This is a genomic window from Rhodococcus sp. 06-156-4, from assembly GCF_002259345.1.
Taxonomy (GTDB): Bacteria; Actinomycetota; Actinomycetes; order Mycobacteriales; family Mycobacteriaceae; genus Rhodococcoides; species Rhodococcoides fascians_E.
In genome coordinates, this window is sequence record NZ_NPGB01000026.1 from 72,121 (window position 1) to 96,171 (window position 24,051).

The window sequence follows — 24,051 nt, forward strand, 5'->3', positions numbered from 1 at the left end:
GAAAGCATGAACCTCGGACCGTTCGATCCTCGCCCGACTGCCAAGTACGCACTCGGTAAGGCAAGCCCGTTCGTCGCGGCAGCCGGACTGGTCGTCGACGAGGTCTCTGGAACTCGGGTGGTCGGCCACATCGAGCTGTCGGAGGACCATCACACTCCGTGGGGCGTCGTGCACGGTGGGGTCTACACCGCGGCAGTCGAATCCGCTGCGAGCATCGGCGCGAGCGAAGCGGTGAAGGATCGAGGCGAGTTCGCCGTCGGTGTGCACAACGGTACCGATTTCCTTCGCGCCAGTAAGGGCGGCAGAGTGGACGTCGTCGCAGAGCCGCTGCAGCAAGGCCGAATTCAGCAACTGTGGCTGGTCACGATCACCGCCACGGACAGCGGAAAGGCCATTGCCCGGGGGCAGGTTCGGCTGCAGAACGTGCCGCTCCCGACATGAGCATCACCGGTGTCGACGCGGTCATCCTTGCGGGAGGCGCCGCACGCAGGATGCACGGCGTCGACAAACCAGGCCTGACCGTCGGCCGAATCAGCATGCTGCAGAGAATGATCGACGCGGCCGCGGTAGCAGACACCATCGTCGTCGTCGGACCGCATCGACCGGAGTTGGCGCCGCACATCGTGCAAACCCGCGAGAATCCCGCCGGGTCCGGGCCGGTCGCGGCGATCGCAGCGGGGTTGGACGCCCTCCGCGATCGCAGCGTCGGTACCGGTGACGCGAACGCACTTCTGATACTGGCCGCGGATCTCCCGTTCGTCGACGCCGCGGCGATCGATCGCCTCGTGGCGGAGTCGGACGCTGCTGCCGCCACCTTCGCGGCGGACGGCGACGGACGCACGCAGTACCTCTTCGGTGTCTGGAACACCGCAGCCCTCAGGCGCAGCATCGACGATCTCCCGGACACGCGGGATCTGCCGATGCGTGCGTTGATTCCGCAGGATCACCGCGTGATCCGCATCGACGGCGTCGACGACTGCGACACTCCCGAGCATCTGAGTCTGGCGCGGCGACACCTCGCCGAGTACTTGCCGGCTCAACCCGTACCGACCGTCGACGAGGCACGCGAGACGATCCGAAACAGGCTGCGCCCCATTCCGACCCGACGTACGGCCACCCGTGACGCTCTCGGTGCGACCTCGAGCGAGCCCGTGATCGCGTCGGCCCCTCTGCCGCCGGTCGACATCTCGGCGATGGACGGATACGCGGTGTGCGGGACGGGGCCGTGGACGATTCGCAGCGAGATCGCATTCGCAGGCACATCGGGCCACCGGCCGCTGGGGCGCGGGGAAGCCATGCGCATCGCCACCGGTGCCCTCGTTCCCGCGGGAGCGGACTCGGTAGTACGGGACGAAGACGTGCGAGTGTCCGGTGACGACTTGAATCGAGCCGAGGGTGCACCCGTGCACGACGACACTCGGCGTGCGGGCGAGGATTGGATCGCCGGAACGGTACTCGCCCCGGCGGGAACCGACATCGGGGCCGCCCTCGTGTCCGTCGCCCTCGGCGCCGAGATCGAGGACATCTCAGTACGCGGACCGGTCCGAGCACGAATAATTCTCAGCGGGAACGAGATTCGGGGACCCGGCGAGCTACAACCAGGGCAGACCCGCGACACCATCGGGCCAGTCTTGCCGAACTATCTCGCTGCGTGCGGCATCTCCACGACCGACTCGGAACACCTCGACGATTCGCCCACGGCGTTCGACGATCTCCTCGCCGACCCCACCGACGCCGATCTCGTCGTCGTCGTCGGTGCGACCGGAGGCGGAGCCGCCGATTCTCTGCGCAGCGCGCTCGTCGACGCGGACGCGGACGTCGTGGTGCACCGCACGCGCGTCCGTCCGGGCGGTTCGCAGATCACAGCGGTGCTACCGGACGGTACGGTGGTGCTCGGACTGCCCGGTAATCCGTTCGCGGCCGTCGCGACGGTCATGGTGACTGGACCCGCCGTCGTCGACGCTCTCACAGCGCGAACTCCCCGACCTCCGCTGCTGGGGTACGTGAGCGGGACCGACAAGGCGTCGACGACACGCATCGTGCCCGTTGTGCGGGACGGCACTGGCTGGCGCGTCTCCCCCGGCATCGGGACCGCCCATCTGCGCACTCTGATCGACAGCGACGCCGTGGCGTTGATCCCGCCGGAGCACGACCCCGACGTACCCGTCGAACTGGTGCTCCTGCCTCGGTGAACTACCGCACGGACCCGCGCGAGTAGTCGTTCGACCGCGCCGCAAGCTCGGCGGAGCCGCTACGGAACCGGTCGACGACGAGGTCCACGATGCCCTGATGCAGCCCGAGAGGATCGGCCACGCCGTCGCTCCCGGCGTCGGACAGTCGGTCGTGAAAGAGCCCTCGTGCCAACAGATACGACGCCACGAACACCCGCTGGTGGCCGTACGACCGTAGTGTCGCCACGGCGTCGGGAACGGTGGGGCTGGCGGTCGCGACATAGCCGATCCGGACCGGCACGTCGGTCAGTTCGGCCACCATCAGTGCAGCGCGGCGATGTTCGGCGAGGGCGCGCCGATCCGACGACCCGGCCGCAGCGAACACGATGGCATCACCCGGTCGCCAGCCCGCCGCGAGCAGTCGGTCCACCATCACTCGGGCGAACACACGGTCCGGTCCGAGTGCCGGCGTCACCGTCGTGCACGGATGCTCGCTCGCGGCGACCTCACGTGGAACATCGGTGTGCACGTGATACCCGGACGCCAGAAACGCCGGGACCACCACAGCGGGACCCTCCAGCTCGCGCAGCACCTCGGCAGGGGACGGCCCCAGCACGTCGACGAACGCCACCCGGGTCGGTCCGACCTCGGCGCCGACGGCCTCGGCCAGTGTCGCGATCATTTCGACGCCGCGTGGATTGCGAGTTCCATGGGCCACCAACACCAGCGAAGGTGTTGCGGCAGAGCGAATACCGTTCATGTCAGTACTTGCTTCCTTCCTGGTATGCAGCTACACCGACGCTCTCGGCAGCGACGCCGGTGTCGGATGGTGCATCGGGGAGTGTGTCGACCGGATCGATCGCGAGTCGATAGCCCCGCTTGACCACTGTCTGAATCACTTTCGGCGCACCGAGGGAGGATCTCAGTCTCGTCATGGCCGTCTCGACGGCATGGGTGTCGTCGCCGCCTCCCGGGAGAGCGCCGAGCAGATCGTCCCTGGACACGACGCGGCCCGGTGTGGCAGCCAACGTCTTCAGGATCGCCATGCCTGCCGGAGACACCGCCCGAACGACACCGTCGACGACGACGCATCGACTCCGCACACTCAGCGAGTGACCGCCTGCGCTCATCGGAGCGGCACGCCTCGGTAGTTCCTCGGCGATGTGCCGCGCGAGCGATCCCAGCCGGGCCCGCGTCGGTTGCGTCGTCGGCACGTTCGATTGTTCCAACGGCGCCGCGGTGACCGGTCCGACGCACACGGCGAGAACGCGCGTCCGCAAAGAATGCAGCAACGCGTCCAGAACACCGTTCTCGTCCGCCCGCATCAACAGCGACACCACCGCCGGGGCGCTCGTGAAGCTGATCGCGTCGAGATCCCCCAGGACGACGGCCTCGATCATCCGGTCCATCGGTGAGCTGTCGTCGGGAGCCGTCCACCGGTACACCGGAACCGGCACGACCTCGGCGCCGGCATTGCGCAACGCCTCGCAAAAATCGGGCACCGGCTCCCATTCGGTCGTGGCACCGTGCAGCTGAACCGCGATCCGTGTGCCCTCGACGCCCTCGGCGAGCAGGTGTTCGAGCACCTCCGCCGAGGATTCGGACGCCGGGCTCCACTCTTCTCGCAAGTCGGCGGCTCGAATGGCGCCCTTCGCCTTGGGCCCGCGAGCAAGAACTCTCGACGCCGCGAGGGCCTCGTTCAACGCTTCCGCTCGGCCCCACCCCTCCGCGGCCTCGATCCATCCTCGAAAACCGATACCCGTGGTGGCGACGGTTATCTCGGGAGGGTCGGCAATGATTTCCTCGGTGACGCGTTCCAACTCGGCGTCGTCGGCCAGCGGGATGATTCGGATCGCGGGTGCGTGCATGACCGTCGCACCTCGTCGTTGCAGCAGTGTCTCGAGCTCGTCGGCCCGGCGTGACGCGGTGATCCCGACGGCGAATCCGGCCAGAGGCTCCCCCGAGACCGGTGTCGCAGCGCACGACTCCGTTCCCGCCTCGGCTGCACTCGTCACGTCGATTCGCCCCGCACGTGGATGACGCCGCCGTCCGTCCTGGTCTCGAAGGAACCGAGGCCGACGCTCTCGTCGTCGAGGCACCGTCCGTCGACCAGCGAGAAAACCTGCTTCAGCAGAGGCGACGCGACGGTCGCCTCCCCGGCCCGATCGCCGACGAGTCCTCTGGACATGACGGCCGCACGACCGAACGGGTCGACGTTGCCGACGGCGTAGGTCTCGCCCGTCTCGAGCAGGAACAGGGCTACCTGTGTACCTCCGCGCAACAGCACGGCTACTCCCCTGCCGGGTACCAGGGAATCGACGGTGCACGCCGGTGTCCACTCACGAGCCGAATGAGTGCCGCCCGCGGCCGGTGTGGTGGTACTGAGCGAATCGATGACAGTCATGGTGTCGGACCTCCTGATGCAATTGCACTGTGCCGATGTTTCTTCGTCGTTAAGGGCCGATTACCCGGGTGTGCACATGCGTGCAGACCCGGGAACCAGCCCGCGTGAGGTGCTCAGGCGCCGATCTTCGGCATGCCCATCAACACCGGCACCTTGCGCCGGCCGGTGTCGTCGAACGAGATGGTCGGGTCCGACTCCGCGGGAGCGTTGACGAACGACACGAAGCGGCCGAGCTTCTCCTCGTCTTCGAGTACGCCTGCCCATTCGTCCTTGTAGCCCGCGACGTGGCGCTCCATGTCGGCCTCCAACTCGGCGCCGATGCCCAAGCTGTCCTCGCACACGACGGCCTTCAGATGGTCGAGACCACCGTCGAGAGAATCGAGCCACGGCGCGGTGCGCTGGAGCCGGTCCGCTGTCCGCACGTAGAACATGAGGTACCTGTCGATGTAACTGACCAGCGTCGCATCGTCGAGGTTCGACGCCAGCAGCTGAGCGTGCTTCGGAGACTGTCCGCCGTTGCCACCGACGTACAGGTTCCAGCCGTGTTCGGTCGCGATGACGCCGACATCCTTCCCGCGGGCCTCGGCGCACTCGCGTGCACAGCCGGACACTCCGAACTTGATCTTGTGCGGAGACCGCAGTCCGCGGTAACGGTTTTCGAGATCGACGGCCATTCCCACCGAATCCTGGACACCGTATCGGCACCAGCTCGACCCGACGCAGCTCTTCACCGTCCGCAGCGATTTTCCGTACGCCTGGCCGGATTCCATGCCTGCGTCGACCAGTCGCTTCCAGATGGCGGGCAACTGCTCGACGCGTGCACCGAACAGATCGATGCGCTGGCCACCGGTGACCTTGGTGTAGAGGCCGAAGTCGCGGGCGACCTCACCGATGACGATGAGTTGCTCCGGGGTGCACTCGCCGCCCGGCATACGCGGTACGACCGAGTAGGTTCCGTTCTTCTGGATGTTCGCCAGGAAGTGATCGTTGGTGTCCTGCAGAGACGCCTGTTCGCCGTCGAGAATGTGGTCCGAGGAAGTGGACGCCAGAATCGACGCGACGACAGGTTTGCAGATATCGCAGCCACTTCCCGTGCCGTACTTGGCGATCAGCGACGAGAACGTGCGCGTGTTGGTCGCGCGGACGATCTCGAACAGTTCCGCGCGGGACTGACCGAAGTGCTCGCACAGTGCCTTCGACATCACGACACCGGACGCCGCCAACAGTTGCTTGATGGACGGCAGGCAGCCTCCGCAGGTGGTACCGGCAGTGGTGCAGCTCTTGACCGAGGCGACATCGCACGCCCCGTCCGCGATCGCGCCGCAGATCGCACCTTTGGTGACACCGTTGCACGAGCAGATCTCGGCCTCGTCGGGAAGTGCGCCGATGCCCACTTTTTCCGCTACGGGTGAGATCAACGAGCCTGGATCGCCCGGCAATTCACGACCGACGAGCGGACGCAGCAGCGAGTAGGCGGTGGCATCGCCGACGAGAATCCCACCGAGCAACGTCTTCGCATCGTCGGAGACGACAAGTTTGGCGTACGTCCCCTTCGGTGCGTCGCTGAAGACGACCTCGAGTGCACCCGGCGTTGCGGCCATGGCGTCACCGAAACTGGCGACATCCACGCCCATCAATTTGAGTTTGGTGGACATGTCCGCGCCCGGGAACTCGGCGGCGCCGCCGAGCAACCTGTCCGCGACGACCTCCGCCGTCGAGTACCCCGGGGCGACCAGTCCGTAGCAGCGACCGTCGACGGCGGCGCACTCACCGATGGCGAACACTGCCGAATCGGATGTGCGGCAGCCGGCGTCGACAAGGATGCCGCCACGTTCCCCGACGTCGAGGCCGCTCTCCCGTGCCAGACGATCCTGTGGACGCACGCCCGCGGAGAAGACCAGCAGGGCTGCGTCGATGGTGCTGCCGTCGGACAGTTCGACCGTCAGCCCGGCGCTGTCGTTCTCAGTGATGGACGACGTCCCGACGCCGGTGTGCACGTTGAGCCCCAGATCGGTCACCAGCCGCGCCAGGAGCGCGCCGCCGCCTTCATCGACCTGCAGCGGCATCAACCGCGGCGCGAACTCGATGACGTGCGGAGTCATTCCGAGCTTCTTCAGCGCATTGGCTGCCTCCAGCCCCAGGAGGCCACCGCCGACGACCACGCCGACCGCGCCCGGTCCCGCCGCGTCGGCGCGGGCGCGGATGCGATCCAGATCGTCCAGGGTGCGGTAGACGAAGCACCTGTCCAGGTCGTGTCCGGTTATGGGCGGCACGAACGGGTAGGAGCCAGTCGCGAACACCAGTGCGTCGTAACCGATCACCTCACCGGTCGACGTCGCAACCGTCCTACCTTCGCGGTCGACGCTGTCCGCGCGGACACCGAGCCGCATGTCCACCGCGGCGTCGCCCGGGTAGTCGTTGCCGGCGAGCGCGAGTTCCTTGTGATCCCAGGCCCCGACGTACGACGACAGACCGACGCGGTCGTAGGCAGGCAGCGCCTCCTCGCAGAGGACGGTGACTTTCCATTCCGCTGCCTCGTCGCGAGACCGCAATGCCTCGACGAAGCGATGTCCGACCATGCCGTGACCGATGACCACCGCGTTCTTCGTCGCGTTCTTCATCAGGGGTTCCTTCCGAGAATTACTGCAGAGCATTGAAAGACGGGGAGGGCGTCAGACTTCCACCGAGGACTGGGTCGCCTCGTCGGCGATCACACGCGGTCTGCGCAGGTAAACGGCGTATGTCACCGCGCAGCACAGCACGTAGAAGGCGAGGAACACCCAGAAGGCCGTGGTCGCGGACTTCGCCTCACCGGAGTACGACGCGCGCAGAACCAGGTTGATGCCGACGCCGCCCAAGGCGCCGATGGCGCCTGCGATTCCGATGAGCGCTCCGGACATCCGGCGGGACCAGTGCTGCTGTTCCTCGGTCGACATGCCCTGCAGCTCGGTTGATTTGGCGGCGAAAATCGCCGGAATCATCTTGTAGACCGAGCCGTTGCCGAGACCGGACAGCAGGAACAGCAGGATGAATCCGACGACGAACAGCGCCATCATCGTGCCGCTGGCTGCCCCCGCGGTGTTGTCGTCCCAGGTGCTTGCGGCCACCAGAATGCCGGTGGCGAACACCATCGACACGAAGGTGTACAGCGTGATCTTGCCGCCACCGATCTTGTCCGCGAGCTTGCCGCCGAACGGGCGGGAGATGGATCCGAGAAGTGGTCCGAGAAAAGCGATCTGAGCTGCGTGGAGTGACGCCTGCGCCTGCTGGGCGGCCGTCGCCGGTGCACCGTCGGTCAATCCCGCGAGGAAGTTGATCTGCAACACCTGGCCGAACGCGAAGCTGAAACCGATGAACGAACCGAAGGTGCCGATGTAGAGGAACGCGATCCACCACGAGTCCGAGAACCTGAGGACGTCGATCATGGAGCGCCCGTTGGTCTTCTGGTTGTCGAGGTTGTCCATGAACAATGCGGCGCCGACTGCGGCGATCGCGATGAAGACGAGGTAGACGGCGCAGACGATCTCCGGTGACGTGTTGCCGATCGTCGCGATCACGAGCAGACCGATCAGCTGAATGACGGGAACGCCGATGTTGCCGCCGCCGGCGTTCAGGCCGAGCGCCCAGCCCTTCTCACGCTGCGGGTAGAACGCATTGATGTTGGTCATCGACGATGCGAAGTTGCCGCCGCCGAGGCCCGCGAACGCCGCGACGACGATGTAGGTCGTGTACGACGCCGGGTTCAGCATGAAGTACATGGTCAGCACCGTCGGGACCAGAAGTACGAGAGCGCTGAAGATCGTCCAGTTCCGACCGCCGAACTTCGCTGTCGCGAAGGTGTACGGGATACGAAGCACAGCGCCGACGAGCGTGGGAACGGCGACGAGGAAGAATTTTCCTGCGGCGTCGATTCCGTACACCGACACAGGCATGAACAGCACCATGACCGACCAGATCGACCAGATGGAGAAGCCGACGTGCTCGGCGACTACGGACCAGATCAGATTCCGCTTCGCGATCGCCTTTCCACTGGCCTCCCAGGCCGCGACGTCCTCGGAGTTCCAGTGGCTGATGCGGTGCTTGATCGACACCGGCACCGTCCCCGGAGGGGGTGTCGACGGTGTGGGTGTCGATTCGGGCGCCGCATCGGCTTGTGGTGCCTCGGGAATGCTGGTCACGTGGGCCTCCTGATCGCGTGGGAGACCCAAAGATAGAAAAGCCATGTTGCGCGGGCGCTGCGCGCGGTGACCCCTTGATTAACTTGGTCTCACGAACACGGAACGCCTGCCGTGAGGACGCCGTCGCGGTCACCGCCGACGCTGCACTGTTTCCGCTCGGCGCGCATCCCGCGGTTCGGTGGCTGGCACGGCCTTGCGGCCCCGCGCATCGCGTGGATTTCCGACAACACGACGGACAACCCGATCATCGATCCAGCGGACCTTCCTGCGGCGCAACGCGCAGTCGACGAGCTGCGCACATCCGGTCCGGGTCACAGCGTTGCGCTGACAGTCCGGTTCCTCACCATCGACGGCGGATACGAACCCGTCGAGCTGTCGGCGTCACTACTCGACCTCGAATCGGGACAGTGCGCCTTGCTGGTTGTGCTGACCGTCGAGTAAACGGCACACCAAACGTTGCCATGCAGTGTCCGACTCCGTTTGGTAAGTTCCACAGCAATACGCTTCGGTGTGTGAAGTTCGATCCTGGGACACGTCGGGACGGTCTTCTTCCAGCCCCGTGTGGGAGCTGATGGGCATGCTCGCGTGAGCCTGCCGTGTCGCCGTTCCACCCGGCCCAGCATCTTGGCGCAACCTTGTTGGCCGATCCGTACCCGAATCGACTTCCCTCCCATGAACCGGTAAGACGGAAATTAAAGTGAGCTGTGCACGTGAAAAATGCTGCTGTGTCATCCGGTTTGGTCGCGGCGATCGCATTGACGATCTTCGCCGCGCCCGCGTCTGCTCAGCCCAGCGTCGGTCCCGGTCCCACTACTGGCGAGGTGCAGGAGCAGCCAGTGGATCAGGATCGTGTCGAGCAGATCGACGCGGAGAGGTTGGTGCTCTTCAACGACCAGCTTGCCGCCGCCGGCAACGAGCAAATCCTCACAGGAACAGTGGCTCTGGAGTATCGCACCGACGGCAGTGTGGTGGGGTACCTCGCGGATGGCACCACCTACGAACGGTCCGCAGCGGCGCTGGAGAACAACCCGCTGCTCCGCGCCGGGATCGTCGAAGAAATCAAGCGGGTCGTCGCAGCCTGCTTGGGCGTGTCATTGACTGCTACCGGATTCTGGGCCAGCATCGAAGCCGAGTTGACCAGTTGGGACCGGGCCGCGAAGTTCTTGGTACGTAGGCTCGGCGTGCTCGGCGCAGTCAGCTGCGCCGGTGGGATCATTTGGGAGTACATCTGATGAACGACGCACTGCTCAGAGCGGACCGGAGCACGAAAGGCTTCTTCGGCGGCCCCGGTCTCGGAGTGATCGCCCTCGTTGTCGTTGTCGCAGTTGTCGTTCCGGTCGTTGTCTCTTCCGCGGGGTGGTCCACGTTCGGCGCTGCCGCTGTTGTGTATGCGGTCGCTATCGTGGCGGCGACGCTCGCTGTGGCGATACGTCGCGGAGCTGGACGTTCGAGTGTGGTGGCTGCCGGCGGAGCGGCGGCCATCGCGATCCTGTTCGTGGTCGGGTACACCGGGATCTTCAGCATGTCCGACGATGTCCGATGGTCCGGTTCGAGCGCAGTGACCGGGATGGTTCTCGGTTCAGTGGTTCTCGGCTTGCTCGTTCGCCGAGGACGGGACAGTCGTTGACGGTGTGACGAACAGTCAGTATCCGGCAGCACCGCGGCATACGGCAGTCATGACGCATGCCGCGGTGCTGCGCGTATCGGCCGAACCGACCGAAAAGTGAGACAGCCCAGCCTGCCAGCGAGGCGGTTATTCAATCGAACGGATAGCTGCGGGTAGATTCCGCCGGGCATCTCCGGGCACCTGGTGTTACACGCGATCGGAGCAGTCGTACCGAAAGGTGCAGTCAAGACCATCACGTCCAACAGCTTCGAGCTCGAACAGGCTGTGCTCGCAGCCGACCTCGTCATCGGCGCTGTCCTGGTCCCGGGAGCCAAACGCACCCACCTTGGTCTCAAACAGCCTGATCTGGAGAATGAAGCCCGGATCGGTGCTCGTCGACATTGCCATCGACCAAGGCGGTTGCTTCGAGGACTCCCGGCCCACCACCCACGCCGAGCCGACCACGATTCGGTGTTCTACTGCGTAGCTAACATGCCCGGAGCGGTACCGCCCACCTCGACCTACGCACTGACCAACGCCCCCTGCCCTACGGGTTCGCACTGGCCGACAAAGGCTGGCGGACTGCCGTCGAAACGGTCCCGGGACTGGCGTCAGGACTGAGCACCCACGACGGCCAACTTCTCTCCGACAGCGTCGCCGTCGCACATAGATACGCCGTGGGTACGCTTTACAGCTAGCGCTGGGAAACACTCGACGAGTCCGGGGCCCGAGGCACCCGCGGCCCCGGACTCGAATCAGACGCCGCGAATAGATAAACAGGAAGGGACTGCCGTGTCGCACGGCTTGCTACCGTTCCGGTGGCCTGCTACCTGCGGTCGCACCGATCGCCCGCGTGCATCTGGCTCCGCGCAGGTCTGCTCATCTCAGCAGCGCTGCGTAACGCGCTGGCCATGCGTCCTGTACGCCGGTGGACCATCGCCTGCGCACTGCTCGCGCGTCGATCGATGCACTCCGCATGGATCATGCGTTCAGATGTTTACCACGGAGTAGCTTCCTCTGTGCCAGGCCGCGGTTTAGCGTCGGAGCGACGCCGGGACACCGAATGGGAAAGCGAGGCAATGTCTTTCGTCCTGAACAAGAACCACAGCGATCGAGTCGACCCGATCACGCGTATGCGGTGATCGCACCCGTAGCAGCGCTCGGAGGGTCGTTTCCGGCCGCGATCGTGTTCGGTGATTGTCGCGTTCTGGCGGCGCGCCGGCCGCGGCGTATCGATCGCAGGTCTGGCACCCAGGGTGATCGAGGCCCTCACGCTCGCGGTGTTCGTCTACGGCGCCGGAGAGGGACTGACCTCGGGTATTCCAGGGCTGCAGGTGTCGGTCTGATCAGGGTAAGGCGTCGTCGCCGAGTAGGTCGAGCGTGCGCTGCACGGTATTCGAGTTCCGCGGACGGATGTGGAGTCCGTCGTGCCGATGCACGGCAACATTCTCACGCAGGATTGTCACATCCCGGCAGGATTTTCGCCGTCCGCGCCCCGATCTTCGTCGAATATGAGCCAGGTTCGTGTGGAGCGAACACCGTCCATGCCTTGTAGTCCTTCGAGTACGACCCGACGTAGCACTTCGTTGTCCGGCGTGCGCACGAGGACCAGAACGTCAAAATCGCCGCCCAGGAGACTGAAATGATCGACGAACTGCATCGTCCGGAGCTCTTCGGACACGGTACGCCACGAATCCTGACGGATCGACAGTGCGATGAATGCCGAGGTGTCCAACCCCGACGCCGTGTGGTTGATGCGCACGGTGAAACGCTCGATTGTCCCCGCGTTCTTCAGCCGCTCAACGCGGTTGTAAGCATGGGCACGCGAGATGTGCACCCGGTCGGCAAGGACGCGCATCGACAGACGACCGTCGACTTGCAACTCCCGGAGGATCCGCCGGTCGACCTCGTCGAGCTCCACACGCCCACTGTCACCTACCATTCGTCCACCACTCCCTCTCGTCGCTCTGGTTCAAGTAGACGATAGCGAACACTTTCGAGCTCAGGCGGACCAATCGTCCACTACAGACTCCCATCGGCCGGAATCCTGCTTCTTTGCGTGCAGAATCACAGTACAAGTAATCAGTCAGGAGAGTTACAGAATGACGACCATCGACACTCGTAGAGACACATCCACGTACCAGCGCTTCATGCCTGCCGACCTGCCTGTTCAATATTTGTCCGCCGATGGCAAGGCCGTCGACAGCGCCGCTCGCTACGAACGTCCGACGGACGAGCGGCTACTTGCGATGTATCAGGCCATGGTCAGCGGACGTCGATTCGACCAGCAGGCAACGGCATTGACGAAACAGGGCAGATTAGCTGTATACCCTTCGGCCCGTGGGCAGGAGGCCTGCCAGATCGCGGCGGCGATGTGCCTGGGCGAGTCGGACTGGATGTTCCCTACGTATAGGGACTCCATGGCCCTGGCCGCCCGTGGTGTGGATCAAGTCGAACTGCTCGGCATGCTCGCGGGATACTGGCACTGCGGTTACGACCCGAAGAAGTACCGAGTCGCACCCCAGTGCACCCCCCTCGCGACCCAATTGCTGCACGCGACCGGATTCGCCTATGCAGAAATGAAGCAGGGTAGAGACACGGTCGCGTTGGCATTCTGCGGTGATGGCGCGACGAGCGAAGGAGATTTCCACGAGGCTCTCAATTTCGCAGCCGTCTTCAAGGCACCGGTCATCTTTCTCGTCCAGAACAACGGTTTCGCGATCAGTGTGCCGCTCGCGCGACAAACAGTCGCACCTTCTTTGTCACACAAAGGCGTTGGCTACGGTGTCGGTAGCGAGCAGGTCGACGGAAACGACCCCATCGCGATGATGAGCGTCATGGACGAAGCCGTTAAATACGCCCGGGCAGGCAGGGGGCCGGTCGTCGTCGAGGCGCACACCTACCGGATGGACGCACATACCAATGCGGACGACGCGACCCGCTACCGCAAGGCTGACGAGGTCGAGGGCTGGCTCGCCCGCGACCCGTTGGCGCGTCTCGACGCGCACCTCGGAGCGCGCGGAATTTTGAACGACGATTTACGCGCCGAATTCACCGAATCCGCAGACTCCGACGCCGCAGCCCTCCGCTCGGGGATGAACGTCGAACAGCAGGTCGATGCCGAAGACCTGTTTCGCTTCGTGTACTCCACACCCACCCCCAATTTGATCGAACAGCGCGACCAGGTTGCTGCCGAAATCGCAGCCGAGGAGAACTGACATGACCACGATGACAATGGCCGGCGCACTGAACGCCGCTCTGCGTGACGCGTTGACAGAAGACGAGAAAGTCGTCGTCTTCGGCGAGGACGTCGGCACCCTCGGTGGCGTCTTCCGCGTTACCGACGGCCTGACCCGCGACTTCGGAGAAGACAGGTGCTTCGACACACCCTTGGCCGAATCCGGAATCATCGGCTTCGCCGTCGGCATGTCGATCTCGGGTTACAAGCCCGTCGTCGAGATGCAATTCGACGCGTTCGCCTACCCCGCCTTCGAACAGATCGTCTCGCATGTTGCCAAGCTGCGGAACCGAACTCGCGGGTCCCTCACCGCGCCCATGGTTATTCGCATTCCGTTTGCCGGGGGCATCGGCGGCGTCGAGCATCACTGTGATTCGAGCGAGGCGTATTACGCTCACACGCCGGGGTTGAAGGTGGTCTCCCCATCGACCGTCGCCGACGCCTATTCGATGATGCGCGACGCCATCGCCGATCCTGACCCGGTGGTCTTTCTCGAACCCAAGCGTCTGTACTTCTCCAAAGCCGACGTCGAGCTCGCCCGCACCGAACCCATCGGCACGGCCGTCGTGCGGCAGGCCGGCACCGACGTGACACTCCTCGCCTACGGACCGACCGTGTCCGTCGCCATGCAGGCAGCCGCGTACGCAGCCGAGGACTGCCGCAGTGTGGAGGTCATTGACCTGCGTTCACTCAACCCGTTCGACGACGAGACCGTCGGACGCTCGGTCCGCAAGACCGGCCGCTGCATCGTGTTGCAAGAAGCTCAGTCCTTCGCGGGCGTGGGCGCAGAGATTGCCTCTCGGGTGCAGGAACGCTGCTTCCACCACCTGCATGCTCCCGTGTTGCGTGTCAGCGGACTCGATATCCCCTACCCCGCACCCAAGCTCGAGCATTTCCACCTTCCGTCCGCCGATCGTGTCCTCGATGCCATCGACCGGCTGCAGTGGAACGACGCTCCCGATCTCAGCAAGGCGGTATCGGCATGACCGCACAGGTATTCAACCTTCCCGACCTCGGCGAAGGCCTCACCGACGCCGTGATCATCGAGTGGAAAGTCGCATCGGGCGACACTGTCGCCATCGACCAGGTCGTCGTTGAAGTAGAGACAGCGAAGGCTTCCGTAGAGGTGCCGTGCCCATTCGAAGGCGTCGTCGGCGAACTCCACGGCGCAGAGGGCGATGTCGTGCCTGTCGGCCAGCCGCTGATCACCGTCACCGGCGCCGCCGTTGCCGACACGGCTGGTAAGGCCCCTGCAGCACACGAGCAGTACCGCGAGGAAGAACGCGCCGGCTCGGGCAACGTGCTGATCGGCTACGGAACAGGCCACGGCCCGACTGGGCGTCGCAGGCGCGCTGCGCACGGCCGGGTTCCAGAAACGCAGGCGGTGACCTCACCACCGCACGCCACGTCGACCCGTGATGCGGTCAAGGTGCTTTCACCCATTGTTCGCAAGCTGGCCCGGGACGGTGGCCTGGAGCTCGACGGTATCTCCGCTTCCGGTAGGCACGGCGTGATCACGCGTACCGATGTCGAGCGGGCACTCGAAGGGCTTACGGTAGCTCCCAGCGAGGTTCCGACGACCGGGGGGATCACCCGTATCCCTCTTACCGGAATCCGAAAGGCCATAGCCGACAAGCTGTCCCGAAGCCGTGCGGAGATCCCTGAGGCTACCGTGTGGGTCGACGTCGACGCCACCGCACTGCTCCAGGCCCGTCGCGATCTCGATGCATCCATCGATGGCGTCAAGGTGTCGTTGTTGGCACTCCTGGCCAAACTGACGATCATCGCTCTGCAGAAGTATCCGGAGCTGAACAGCACGGTCGACACCGCTGCGGGCGAAATACTCCGTTACCAGGACATCCATCTCGGCATCGCAGCACAGACGGACCGCGGTCTGATGGTTCCCGTTGTCTCCCACGCCAACCACAATGATCTTCGCGAGCTTGCAGAGCGACTCGGTGAGACGACCGAGATGGCACGCACTGGATCCATTCCGCCGGCTCGCCTGTCCGGCGGCACGTTCACGCTGAACAACTATGGCGTCTTCGGCGTCGATGGTTCCGCTGCGATCATAAATCACCCCGAGGCCGCGATTCTGGGCATCGGGCGCATCATCGACCGTCCCTGGATTGTCGACGGGCAAGTCACCGTCCGCAAGATCGCTCAGCTCTCGATCGCGTTCGATCACCGCGTGTGCGACGGCGGAGTGGCCGGAGGCTTCCTCCGTACCGTCGCCGACTACATCGAGAACCCTGTACTCACTTTGGCGGGTGTCCGATGAATGATGCCGACATCGTAATCCTCGGCGGCGGTTCCGGCGGATACTCCTGCGCCATCCGCGCCGAGCAACTCGGACTGTCCGTCGTGCTGATAGAAGAAGACAAGCTCGGCGGAACATGCCTGCACCGCGGATGCATTCCCACCAAAGCGCTCCTCCATACAGCAGAAGTCGCCGACGCTGTGCGCGGATCCGAACACGTCGGTGTCACCGCATCTTTGGGAGGAGTCGATGCAGCGGCGGCTGTGAAGTACCAGCAGAGCATCGTCGATGCGCTCTACACGGGACTCAAAGGGCTACTGAACCGACCCAAGATCGAAATCATCAGTGGCAGAGGCCGTCTGGTCGACAAAAACACTGTCGAGGTCGACGGTCGACGCATCGCCGGCACTTCGGTGGTGCTCGCTACGGGATCCTACTCTCGAACAATTCCGGGCATCGAGATCGGCGAGCGCGTCATGACGAGCGAACAGGCCCTCGCGTTCGGTCGGGTCCCCGAATCGGTCGTCGTTCTCGGCGGTGGCGTCATCGGGGTCGAATTCGCCAGTATCTGGCAGTCGTTCGGGTCGAAAGTGATTGTCGTCGAAGCGCTTGATCGCATCCTGCCGGGCGAAGACGAATGGGCGTCCAAACAGATGCTGCGCGCACTGAAGAAGCGCGGCATGGACATTCGTGTCGGCACCAAGGTCGAAGCGGTCCAGGAATCCGCAGATTCCGTGGCTGTGACGCTGTCCGGTGGCCAGACCCTCGACACCGACATCGTGCTGGTCGCTGTCGGTCGCGGTCCCCGCACCGAGGACACAGGGATCGCCGAGGTCGGCGTCGGTACCGAGCGCGGATTCGTGACCGTCGACGACAACCTGATGACGTCGGTTCCCGGCGTGTATGCCGTCGGTGACATTGTTCCCGGTTATCAGTTGGCGCACCGCGGATTTCAACATGGCATGTTCGTCGCCGAGCATCTGGCGGGGAAGTCTCCCGCTAGGATCGACGGCGACCGCGTACCGCGCGTCACGTACTCGCACCCCGAGGTCGCGTCCGTCGGACTGACCGAAAAGGATGCCGAAGCGAAGTACGGTAGCGCCACCTCGCTCGTGTACGACCTCGGAGGCAACGGTAAGAGCCGAATCCTCGGTACCGCGGGCGGAGTCAAGGTGACTCGCGCGCGTGACGACGGACCTGTGGTCGGCGTCCACATCGTCGGCGATCGAGCGGGCGAGCTCATCGGCGAAGCTCAACTGGCCGTGGCATGGGAAGCACTGCCGTCGGAGGTCGGGGCATTCGTCCACGCTCACCCGACGCAGAACGAGGCACTCGGCGAGGCCATGATGGCTCTTTCCGGGCGACCGCTACACGCGCATTCCTAACAACCGCCTGAGTTACGGATGGCCCGTCGTCTTGTCTTGCAGGGACTACGGGACGCCCGCGCAGCCGAGCGCAACGGTTTTACAAACTACGTATTGCACTGGAGTGCACGGATTCGGGAAGGCGTTGCACAGTACTCCGTTCGCGCCGCCAGCCACTGCGACACGGTCCTTCTGGTCCTGTCTGCGTCGTAGATCGAGTTCAATCGGGTCGACGATGGCGTTAGCTCAAGTCAGAGGTCGTCGACGACATCGGCGTAGCGCGAGTGGCTGGCGTAGTCGTTCAGCTCGCCGGGGTCCAGCTCGAGATCGAGCAGCCGCGAGGAGAGGCATACATGATTGTGCAGTTGAAGCGCCCGCGCCGAGTCATGTACGACACCGAGCTCGACAGAACAAAGTGGTCTGACGGTCAAGTCCCAGCTTCTCGCTGCGGTCGTGCTGTGTCTGGTTGGAGCATTCCGCATTCGTCTCCACCGCGGGTATTCCAGCTGCCCTCGTACCCCTGGCACTTCCAATCGTCGCCCTGGGCACTTTTTAAACGACCATGGACTGGTCATCGCACGCGAGCTAAGGCTCGCCCTCATCGACACCCCTTTCTCCGCAGGTGGCGCTGCCGTCGTCGCGAGTGCGCAGGACGAACAGCGCGAGCTCATGTCGAAAGCCCTCATCGGCTGGGGTTTGTCGACGATCGTCGTCGGCCCGATTATGACAATTGGTGCCCTTATGGCGACGGGCCAACTGTGACCGGCCAACGGTGACAGGTCAAGCGTTTCCCATCACCCGGTCGACGGCGAGCAAGAAAGCGCCGACTGCGGGGGACGGCTGGCCTTCCCGTCGTAGCAACCGCATCGGGCGGCTGAGGGAGGGCTCGATCGACTGTAGAACGCACGCTCCGTTGTCCATCGGGGTCCACCACAATGCGTATCCCGCGCCGATGGTCACCAATGGAACGATGCTGTCCGACGAGCTCAGTTCCACCGCAACGTTCGGCCGCAAACCCAGCTTTCCCAGTTCCTTCTCCAACCACCGTCGAGATGTCGAGTTGCGCATTGTGATCAGGTCCATCGTCGCCAACTCGTGCAGATTGATAGGCGCGTCACGGGGGGCGGTACTGGGAGGCAGTAGCGCCTTCAGTTCCTGGCTGCCTACATCGATTCCTTCGACGCCCACGCCCACGGTTGCCTCGACGATCAGGCCGATGTCATGAGTGCCGTCGGCGACGCAGTCAGCGATTGCCTGACTGTCGATATCGGATACCACCGACAACTGCACGGCTGGGTGTGAACGTCGGAATTCCGCGAGGACTTGTGTGAGCCAACCGAAGCCGATCGCAGGTACCGTCGAGATGGATAAGCGCCCGCCACTGAGTCCGAGCACGTCCTGCACACTGTCGGTTGCGGCATCGAAGTCGCTCAGAATGCGCCGGGCCGGACCTACAAGCGACTTGCCGGCCTGAGTGAGAATGAAGCGGCCCTTCCCGCGCTCGAAAAGTTGTCCGCCGAGCTCCTTCTCCAGAGTGCGCAGCGCCGCGGAGATGGTCGGCTGTGCAACGTGAAGCCTCGTCGCGGCACGCGTCACGCCGCCGTGCTCGACGATGGCAAGAAAGTATTCGAGTTGGCGGCGCTCCACGCAGTCCACTCTGTCACACTTCGCACCCAGCGGAACCTGACGAAAGCGAAAAACATTGTCCGATAGTACATTTCCGAACACACCGAGACTCGAAATGCTCGGGACGGCTGACATCACCGTAGGCCGACCTCAGAACATCGGCGGCACCCCACAACGGCGGATAGTCCCCGTAACCGGCGGCACAATCGTCGGCGATCGTCTGAGCGGAGTCATCCTCCCCGGCGGCGGCGATTGGCAGGCAACTCGACCGGACGGCTCCGTCGACATCGATGCTCGCTACACCGTCGAGACGGACGCCGATACCCTGATCTACGTTCAAAGCATCGGCGTTCGGCGACTACCAGCGGGGAACACCCCATCGGGCGCGGACACTGCCGCCGACCCGTCGTCGTACTATTTCCGACTCGCCGTGAGATTCGAGACCGAGAGCCCCAAGTACCGGTGGCTAACCGACCATCTCGCAATCGGGTCGGCGATCAAGCATCCGGGTGGCATCCGATGCACCTTCTACGTCGTTCTCTAATTCTGTATAGATAGCTTATTTCTATCGGTCCAATCAGTTAGAACAGTTCGACTCTATCGGCGACGTTTTGTAATGTGGACCACATAAACGACCGAATGGTCGGCGGGTCATAGCCCGCAGAACAGCGAGGTTCTCCACTTCATGGCAACCAATTTCCTCATCATCATGTCGGATCAGCACACCCCTGCGGTGTACGGCGCGTACGGCAACCGTCTTGCTCGGACGCCCAATCTCGACCGATTGGCAGGGCAAGGCACAACGTTCGACGCTGCCTATTGCAATTCACCGATATGCGTGCCCTCACGTGCAGCGATGGCAACGGGGCGATACGTCCACGACACCGGAAACTACGACAACGCTTCGCCGTACGTCGGCACAGAGGCGCGCAGCTGGGGCCACCGCGCGGAGGCCGCAGGCGTCACTGCGACAACGATCGGTAAGCTTCACTACCGGGCGACCACGGACGACACCGGATTCTCTGATCAGCGTGTGCCGTTGCACGTTCGCGGCGGCGTCGGCGACCTGTTTCATGCGCTACGGGATCGCCAACCACCTGCGATCCAACTCCGAGATGCCGTCCTCGATGTGCGAGCCCAGGAGTCCAGCTACAGCACCTTCGATCGTTCGGTGTCCAAGGAGGCGGCCCGCTTCCTCCACGACAAGGCCGACGATGATGCTCCGTGGCTGTGCAAAGTCTCCTTCGTGACGCCGCACTACCCGTTCGTGGTCCCCGAGGAATTCCTCGATCTCCACGACGCAGGGTCGCTGCCAAGTCCGGTTCGGCATGCGCCGTCCGAGTGGAATCGGCATCCTGCCGTCGATATCTACCGCGCAGCGTGTGGCCTCGACGAGCCGCTGACCGACGCGCAGACCAAAGAAGCAGTTCGCGCCTATTACGGTCTGGTTGCCTTCATGGACGCACAGGTGGGTATCGTTCTCGATGCAGTTCGCGACAGCGGTCAGTGGGACGACACAGTCATCTTGTACTTGTCTGACCACGGCGAACTACTCGGCACCGACGGACTGTGGTTCAAGGGGACGATGGGCGAGATGTCCGTTCGTGTCCCGATGATCCTTTCCGGACCCGGAATCGATTCCGGGGTGTGTTCGACCCCGGTCTCGCTCGTCGACGTGTTCCCGACCGTCGTCGACGTCATGAATTTGCCGCACGACGATTCCGATTCCACCCTGCCGGGTACGTCACTGCTACAGATCGCCGCGCAACCGAACGATTCCGAGCGGATCGCGTTCTCCGAGTACCACTCCGCGAACTCGCATTCTGGCCTGTTCATGATCAGGCAGGGCAACTGGAAGTACATCCATTGCGTCGGATTCGACGAACAACTCTTCGATCTCGCGTCCGACCCTACCGAGTCGTGCGATCTGGCGGCCGATCCCGCCTACGCCGACAGGCTTATTCGATGCCGAAATGCACTGCAAGGCATATGCGAAACCGACGAGGTGAACCGACAGGTTCGTCTGGCGCAAGATCAACGTGTCACCGAATACGGCGGAGTCGACAAAGTCTTGGAAAAGCCATTGATGGCGTACTCACCCACCAGCGGATCCTGACCCGCGTCACACGAAAACGCCCTTCTACCAAAGGCAATGAAAATGTCTATCGTCGATACACCGGCCACTTCACTACGAATGGTCCGCAAAGCTGCCTCGGGCAGTGCGGTCGGAAACGCCATCGAGGCGTACGACTTTCAGATCTACGGCGTCGCCTCGGCGCTGGTGTTCAGCCAAGTCTTCTTTTCGAACGTCCCCGCTTCCGTCGGGATCATTCTATCGTTCGCATCGCTCGCCGTAGGATTTCTGGCCCGCCCGTTCGGCGCGATAATCTTCGGCCATTTCGGTGACCGAATGGGACGCAAGAAGCTGCTCATCATCTCCCTGCTGGGCGCGGGTGGATGCACCACCGTGATGGGAATGCTGCCCACGCACGCACAGATCGGCGTACTCGCTCCGATCTTGCTGACATTCCTGCGACTTCTTCAGGGCATCTTCCACGGCGGTGAACAGGGCGGCGCTGTTCTGATGGCAGTCGAGCATGCGCCGGCGAACCGCCGCGGCTGGTACGGCAGCTGGGCGTTCCTCGGAAACCCGGGCGGAACACTTCTGGCAGCTGGCGTCATGTCCATCACCATCGCCGCGACCGGCGACAGCTTCCTCGACTGGGGCTGGCGTATCCCATTCCTTATCAGCTTCGTCCTTCTCGGTGTCGGCCTGATCATTCGTGCCACAGTGTCCGAAAGCCCCGAGTTCGAGAAGGCAGGCGGAAAAGCCCACGCAGTCAAGGCCCCACTCAAAGAGGTCCTCAAGAACTCATGGCGTCTGGTGCTGTCGGCGATCGGTGTCAATCTCGGATTCAACGCGTTCATCTGGGTTCTGTTGTCCTACAGTCTCGCTTACGGCACTCAATATCTGGAACTTCCCCGTGAAACCATGCTGCGAGGCACCCTCATCGGAGCCGTGGCGATGATGATCTCGATGTTGTTCTTCGCACGCCTGTCCGACATCGTCGGTCGGATGACTGTCATGGTCGGCGGCGCCCTCTTCATCGCCTGCTACCCGTTCGTCCTGTTCGCATTCATGGACACCGCGGACTCGACCTGGGTCCTCACCGGAATGATCATCGGATTCGTCGGAGCGTCCGCCCTGTTCGGTCCCCTCGCAGCGTTCCTGGTCGAACTGTTTCCGACCAAGGTCGCTTACAGCGGCGTATCTCTCGGCTACGCCGTAGGCGCAGTGCTCGGCGGCGGATTTGCACCGTTCATCGCCAGCCTCCTGATGACAGCGACCGACGGCAATTCGTGGAGCGTGTCGCTGTATCTCACTGTCGGCGGCCTCATCACTCTCACGTCGCTGCTCTACCTGCGTAAGACGTCAACATCCTTCCGGCGTCCCACTGTGGCGGCACCGGCTACACCCGTCGTAACCGACGCAGTAGACCGGTAGTCATGACCGATTCTCGTGAAGCCCCGTGCTGCGCCTCTCAGCGCACCACGGGGCTGCCCGCGTCGAAGACGGTAATACCTGCACAGCAATATCCGAAAAGACGTGAGGTCGCGCTCGCCTCGTCGACCTTCGAGATGGGCGACGCCTTCGACGAGGGTTATCCTGCCGACGGCGAGCGCCCAGTCCATGCGGTGACGTTGTCGGCCTATCGAATCGATACCACCGCCGTCACCAACGCCGAGTTCGCACAGTTCGTCTCTGCCACGGGTTACCGCACCGAGTCAGAGCGATTCGGCTCGTCGGCCGTGTTTCATTTACTTGCTCAGGGTGACCAGTCCGACATTCTCGGCCGCATGCCCGGGGCGCCGTGGTGGCTCGACATCCGCGGCGCCGACTGGGCACATCCCCGAGGAAGAGGATCGAGCTGGAAGTCGGTGCACAACCATCCTGTCGTCCATATCTCATGGGCCGATGCGGAGGCCTACTGCACGTGGGCCGGACGACGCCTTCCCACCGAAGCCGAGTGGGAGCACGCAGCGCGCGGAGGTCTGCACGGTGCGCGGTACTGCTGGGGTGACGACCTTCGCGGCGCCGACGGAGAACTGCAGTGCAACATTTGGCGCGGTTCATTTCCCGACCAGCACTACGAAGGCAAGCAGTTCGGCGGAACAAGAGCTGTCGGATCGTACTCCGCCAACGGTTTCGGCTTGTACGACATGAGCGGTAATGTATGGGAGTGGTGCCATGATTGGTACTTACCCAAGTACTACCGATTCTCCCCCAGCCACGATCCGGGGGGCCCTAAGGTCGGCCGTGGCCGCGTTATGCGAGGCGGTTCGTACCTGTGCCACGATTCCTACTGCAACCGCTACCGTGTTGCGGCCCGCAGTTTCGCACCGCCTGATTCGGCAAGTGGGAATTGCGGATTCCGCACTGTGGCAATAGATCCGAGAGATGTATGACCGATCAGTCCAATCGCTTCCCGTCGAGCCTCTACTCGGTCGGCGACGAACCGGACCCACGTTTTTCGTTCGCGAACGAACGTACTTTTCTTGCATGGATACGCACGTCACTTGCGTTGATGGCAGGCGGAATCGCTTTGGAAGCTCTGCCTCTCGACATAAACTCCACACTACGAGTAGCCGTGGCAACCGCCTTGATCGCGACAGGGATCATGTCGTCGATACACGCTTGGTGGTCATGGTATCGCGCCGAGAAGGCGATGCGCGCTGGTCGACCCCTCCCCGGTGCGTCGGGAACGCTGCCGCTGATGATCTGCCTGACCGTCGTCGGTGGCGCCGTCGGTGTCGCAGTACTGATGCAGTGAAAGCACATTCAACCCACTTCGATCCCGGCCTACAACCAGAGCGAACCTCACTAGCTTGGCGTCGCACGATCCTGTCGGTCGTCGCGGGCACCCTGGTCTCGGCGCGGTTGTTGCACGATACGCTGGGTTCGACAGCACTGATCGCGTCTACAGTACTTATAGTGGCCGCCGGATTCGCACTCTACTTGTCGCACCGGAAGCATCGCATCGTGACAGCGCAACTTCTCAGCGGCAGGCACCGCAGATACCTGCCCGACGGTCGACTCCAGGCGACGGTCGCCGTGCTGACGGTTGCGCTGGGTTTAATCGCTGCCGTGTATGTGTTCGTAGACTGAGGTTTCTGGCTAGACGAGTGAATTTCGTTCGAATCCA

24 protein-coding genes and 2 pseudogenes are annotated in these 24,051 nt (G+C 63.6%); 18 read left to right on the plus strand and 8 right to left on the minus strand.

What is annotated here, in order from left to right; translation table 11 throughout:
- Positions 1-6 precede the first annotated feature (6 nt).
- Positions 7-441: a PaaI family thioesterase gene (locus tag CH290_RS17805; protein WP_019666070.1), complete on the plus strand. Its 435-nt coding sequence runs from the start codon at positions 7-9 to the stop codon at positions 439-441.
- Positions 438-2,192 carry an NTP transferase domain-containing protein gene (locus CH290_RS17810; protein ID WP_033190574.1) on the plus strand — a complete coding sequence of 585 codons (1,755 nt, stop codon included), beginning with the start codon at positions 438-440 and terminating at the stop codon, positions 2,190-2,192. Before CH290_RS17805 ends, CH290_RS17810 begins: the two co-directional genes overlap by 4 nt.
- A gap of 1 nt (position 2,193) precedes the next feature.
- Here the strand turns inward: CH290_RS17810 and CH290_RS17815 are convergent, their stop codons facing one another.
- The 5 genes from CH290_RS17815 to CH290_RS17835 form a co-directional block, all read right to left on the minus strand.
- Entirely contained in the window at positions 2,194-2,931 is a 738-nt protein-coding gene (locus tag CH290_RS17815) for a sirohydrochlorin chelatase (protein ID WP_080733952.1), read from the minus strand.
- A 1-nt stretch (position 2,932) separates the two neighbouring features.
- A complete protein-coding gene (locus CH290_RS17820) occupies positions 2,933-4,186 on the minus strand; it encodes a uroporphyrinogen-III synthase (protein ID WP_033190573.1) in 1,254 nt (417 codons plus the stop codon).
- Entirely contained in the window at positions 4,183-4,575 is a 393-nt protein-coding gene (gene nirD, locus CH290_RS17825) for a nitrite reductase small subunit NirD (protein ID WP_019666074.1), read from the minus strand. Before nirD ends, CH290_RS17820 begins: the two co-directional genes overlap by 4 nt.
- Positions 4,576-4,688: 113 nt before the next feature.
- Entirely contained in the window at positions 4,689-7,196 is a 2,508-nt protein-coding gene (nirB, locus tag CH290_RS17830; protein ID WP_033190572.1) for a nitrite reductase large subunit NirB, read from the minus strand.
- A 51-nt stretch (positions 7,197-7,247) separates the two neighbouring features.
- A complete protein-coding gene (locus CH290_RS17835; protein ID WP_033190571.1) occupies positions 7,248-8,672 on the minus strand; it encodes a nitrate/nitrite transporter in 1,425 nt (474 codons plus the stop codon).
- 192 nt (positions 8,673-8,864) lie between these two features.
- Here CH290_RS17835 and CH290_RS17840 point away from each other — a divergent pair, with 192 nt between their 5' ends.
- The 5 genes and pseudogenes from CH290_RS17840 (at position 8,865) to CH290_RS30305 (ending at position 11,705) form a co-directional block, all read left to right on the plus strand.
- Entirely contained in the window at positions 8,865-9,194 is a 330-nt protein-coding gene (locus CH290_RS17840) for a hypothetical protein (protein WP_033190570.1), read from the plus strand.
- A 284-nt stretch (positions 9,195-9,478) separates the two neighbouring features.
- Positions 9,479-9,985 (plus strand): hypothetical protein, encoded by a 507-nt coding sequence (locus tag CH290_RS17845; protein ID WP_033190640.1) that lies wholly within the window; start codon positions 9,479-9,481, stop codon positions 9,983-9,985.
- The gene (locus tag CH290_RS17850) at positions 9,985-10,380 is read left to right on the plus strand and encodes a hypothetical protein (RefSeq protein ID WP_033190569.1); all 396 of its coding nucleotides are present in this window, start codon (positions 9,985-9,987) and stop codon (positions 10,378-10,380) included. The genes CH290_RS17845 and CH290_RS17850 overlap by 1 nt, the downstream gene beginning before the upstream one ends.
- A 216-nt stretch (positions 10,381-10,596) precedes the next feature.
- Positions 10,597-11,057, plus strand: a pseudogene (locus CH290_RS17855) (alanine dehydrogenase); the annotation flags it as partial.
- Positions 11,058-11,552: 495 nt separating this feature from the next.
- Positions 11,553-11,705, plus strand: coding sequence for a hypothetical protein (locus CH290_RS30305; RefSeq protein WP_155295549.1), 153 nt, complete (start codon positions 11,553-11,555; stop codon positions 11,703-11,705).
- 116 nt (positions 11,706-11,821) lie between these two features.
- Here the strand turns inward: CH290_RS30305 and CH290_RS17860 are convergent, their stop codons facing one another.
- Positions 11,822-12,301, minus strand: a complete 480-nt coding sequence (locus CH290_RS17860) for an Lrp/AsnC family transcriptional regulator (protein ID WP_033190567.1) — start codon at positions 12,299-12,301, stop codon at positions 11,822-11,824.
- 160 nt (positions 12,302-12,461) lie between these two features.
- Between CH290_RS17860 and CH290_RS17865 the strand changes: the two genes are divergently transcribed.
- Genes CH290_RS17865 through lpdA form a run of 4 tightly spaced genes read left to right on the plus strand, consistent with a single transcriptional unit; the run spans position 12,462 to position 17,242 of the window.
- Positions 12,462-13,577 (plus strand): thiamine pyrophosphate-dependent dehydrogenase E1 component subunit alpha, encoded by a 1,116-nt coding sequence (locus CH290_RS17865; protein WP_033190566.1) that lies wholly within the window; start codon positions 12,462-12,464, stop codon positions 13,575-13,577.
- A gap of 1 nt (position 13,578) precedes the next feature.
- The gene (locus tag CH290_RS17870) at positions 13,579-14,583 is read left to right on the plus strand and encodes an alpha-ketoacid dehydrogenase subunit beta (RefSeq protein ID WP_033190565.1); all 1,005 of its coding nucleotides are present in this window, start codon (positions 13,579-13,581) and stop codon (positions 14,581-14,583) included.
- Positions 14,580-15,878, plus strand: coding sequence for a dihydrolipoamide acetyltransferase family protein (locus tag CH290_RS17875; RefSeq protein WP_033190564.1), 1,299 nt, complete (start codon positions 14,580-14,582; stop codon positions 15,876-15,878). The genes CH290_RS17870 and CH290_RS17875 overlap by 4 nt, the downstream gene beginning before the upstream one ends.
- Entirely contained in the window at positions 15,875-17,242 is a 1,368-nt protein-coding gene (gene lpdA / locus CH290_RS17880) for a dihydrolipoyl dehydrogenase (RefSeq protein ID WP_033190563.1), read from the plus strand. The genes CH290_RS17875 and lpdA overlap by 4 nt, the downstream gene beginning before the upstream one ends.
- 230 nt (positions 17,243-17,472) lie before the next feature.
- Here lpdA and CH290_RS17885 read toward each other — a convergent pair whose 3' ends face one another.
- Positions 17,473-17,652: a hypothetical protein gene (locus CH290_RS17885; protein WP_033190562.1), complete on the minus strand. Its 180-nt coding sequence runs from the start codon at positions 17,650-17,652 to the stop codon at positions 17,473-17,475.
- A gap of 349 nt (positions 17,653-18,001) precedes the next feature.
- Entirely contained in the window at positions 18,002-18,868 is an 867-nt protein-coding gene (locus CH290_RS17895; protein ID WP_033190639.1) for a LysR family transcriptional regulator, read from the minus strand.
- 94 nt (positions 18,869-18,962) lie between these two features.
- Here CH290_RS17895 and CH290_RS17900 point away from each other — a divergent pair, with 94 nt between their 5' ends.
- The 7 genes and pseudogenes from CH290_RS17900 (at position 18,963) to CH290_RS30950 (ending at position 24,014) form a co-directional block, all read left to right on the plus strand.
- On the plus strand, positions 18,963-19,391 hold the full coding sequence (locus CH290_RS17900; RefSeq protein ID WP_052083293.1) for a DUF3237 domain-containing protein: 429 nt from the start codon (positions 18,963-18,965) through the stop codon (positions 19,389-19,391).
- Positions 19,392-19,532: 141 nt separating this feature from the next.
- Positions 19,533-20,963 carry a sulfatase family protein gene (locus CH290_RS17905; RefSeq protein ID WP_033190559.1) on the plus strand — a complete coding sequence of 477 codons (1,431 nt, stop codon included), beginning with the start codon at positions 19,533-19,535 and terminating at the stop codon, positions 20,961-20,963.
- 42 nt (positions 20,964-21,005) lie between these two features.
- A complete protein-coding gene (locus CH290_RS17910) occupies positions 21,006-22,352 on the plus strand; it encodes an MFS transporter (protein WP_212555954.1) in 1,347 nt (448 codons plus the stop codon).
- Between the two features lie 2 nt (positions 22,353-22,354).
- The gene (locus tag CH290_RS17915; RefSeq protein WP_080748801.1) at positions 22,355-23,314 is read left to right on the plus strand and encodes a formylglycine-generating enzyme family protein; all 960 of its coding nucleotides are present in this window, start codon (positions 22,355-22,357) and stop codon (positions 23,312-23,314) included.
- On the plus strand, positions 23,311-23,679 hold the full coding sequence (locus CH290_RS17920; protein ID WP_033190558.1) for a YidH family protein: 369 nt from the start codon (positions 23,311-23,313) through the stop codon (positions 23,677-23,679). The genes CH290_RS17915 and CH290_RS17920 overlap by 4 nt, the downstream gene beginning before the upstream one ends.
- A pseudogene (locus tag CH290_RS30765) lies at positions 23,676-23,876 on the plus strand (DUF202 domain-containing protein); the annotation flags it as partial. The gene CH290_RS17920 and the pseudogene CH290_RS30765, both read left to right, overlap by 4 nt.
- A gap of 12 nt (positions 23,877-23,888) precedes the next feature.
- Complete coding sequence (locus tag CH290_RS30950) at positions 23,889-24,014, plus strand: hypothetical protein (RefSeq protein ID WP_254924964.1); 126 nt, start codon at positions 23,889-23,891, stop codon at positions 24,012-24,014.
- Positions 24,015-24,051 lie beyond the last annotated feature (37 nt).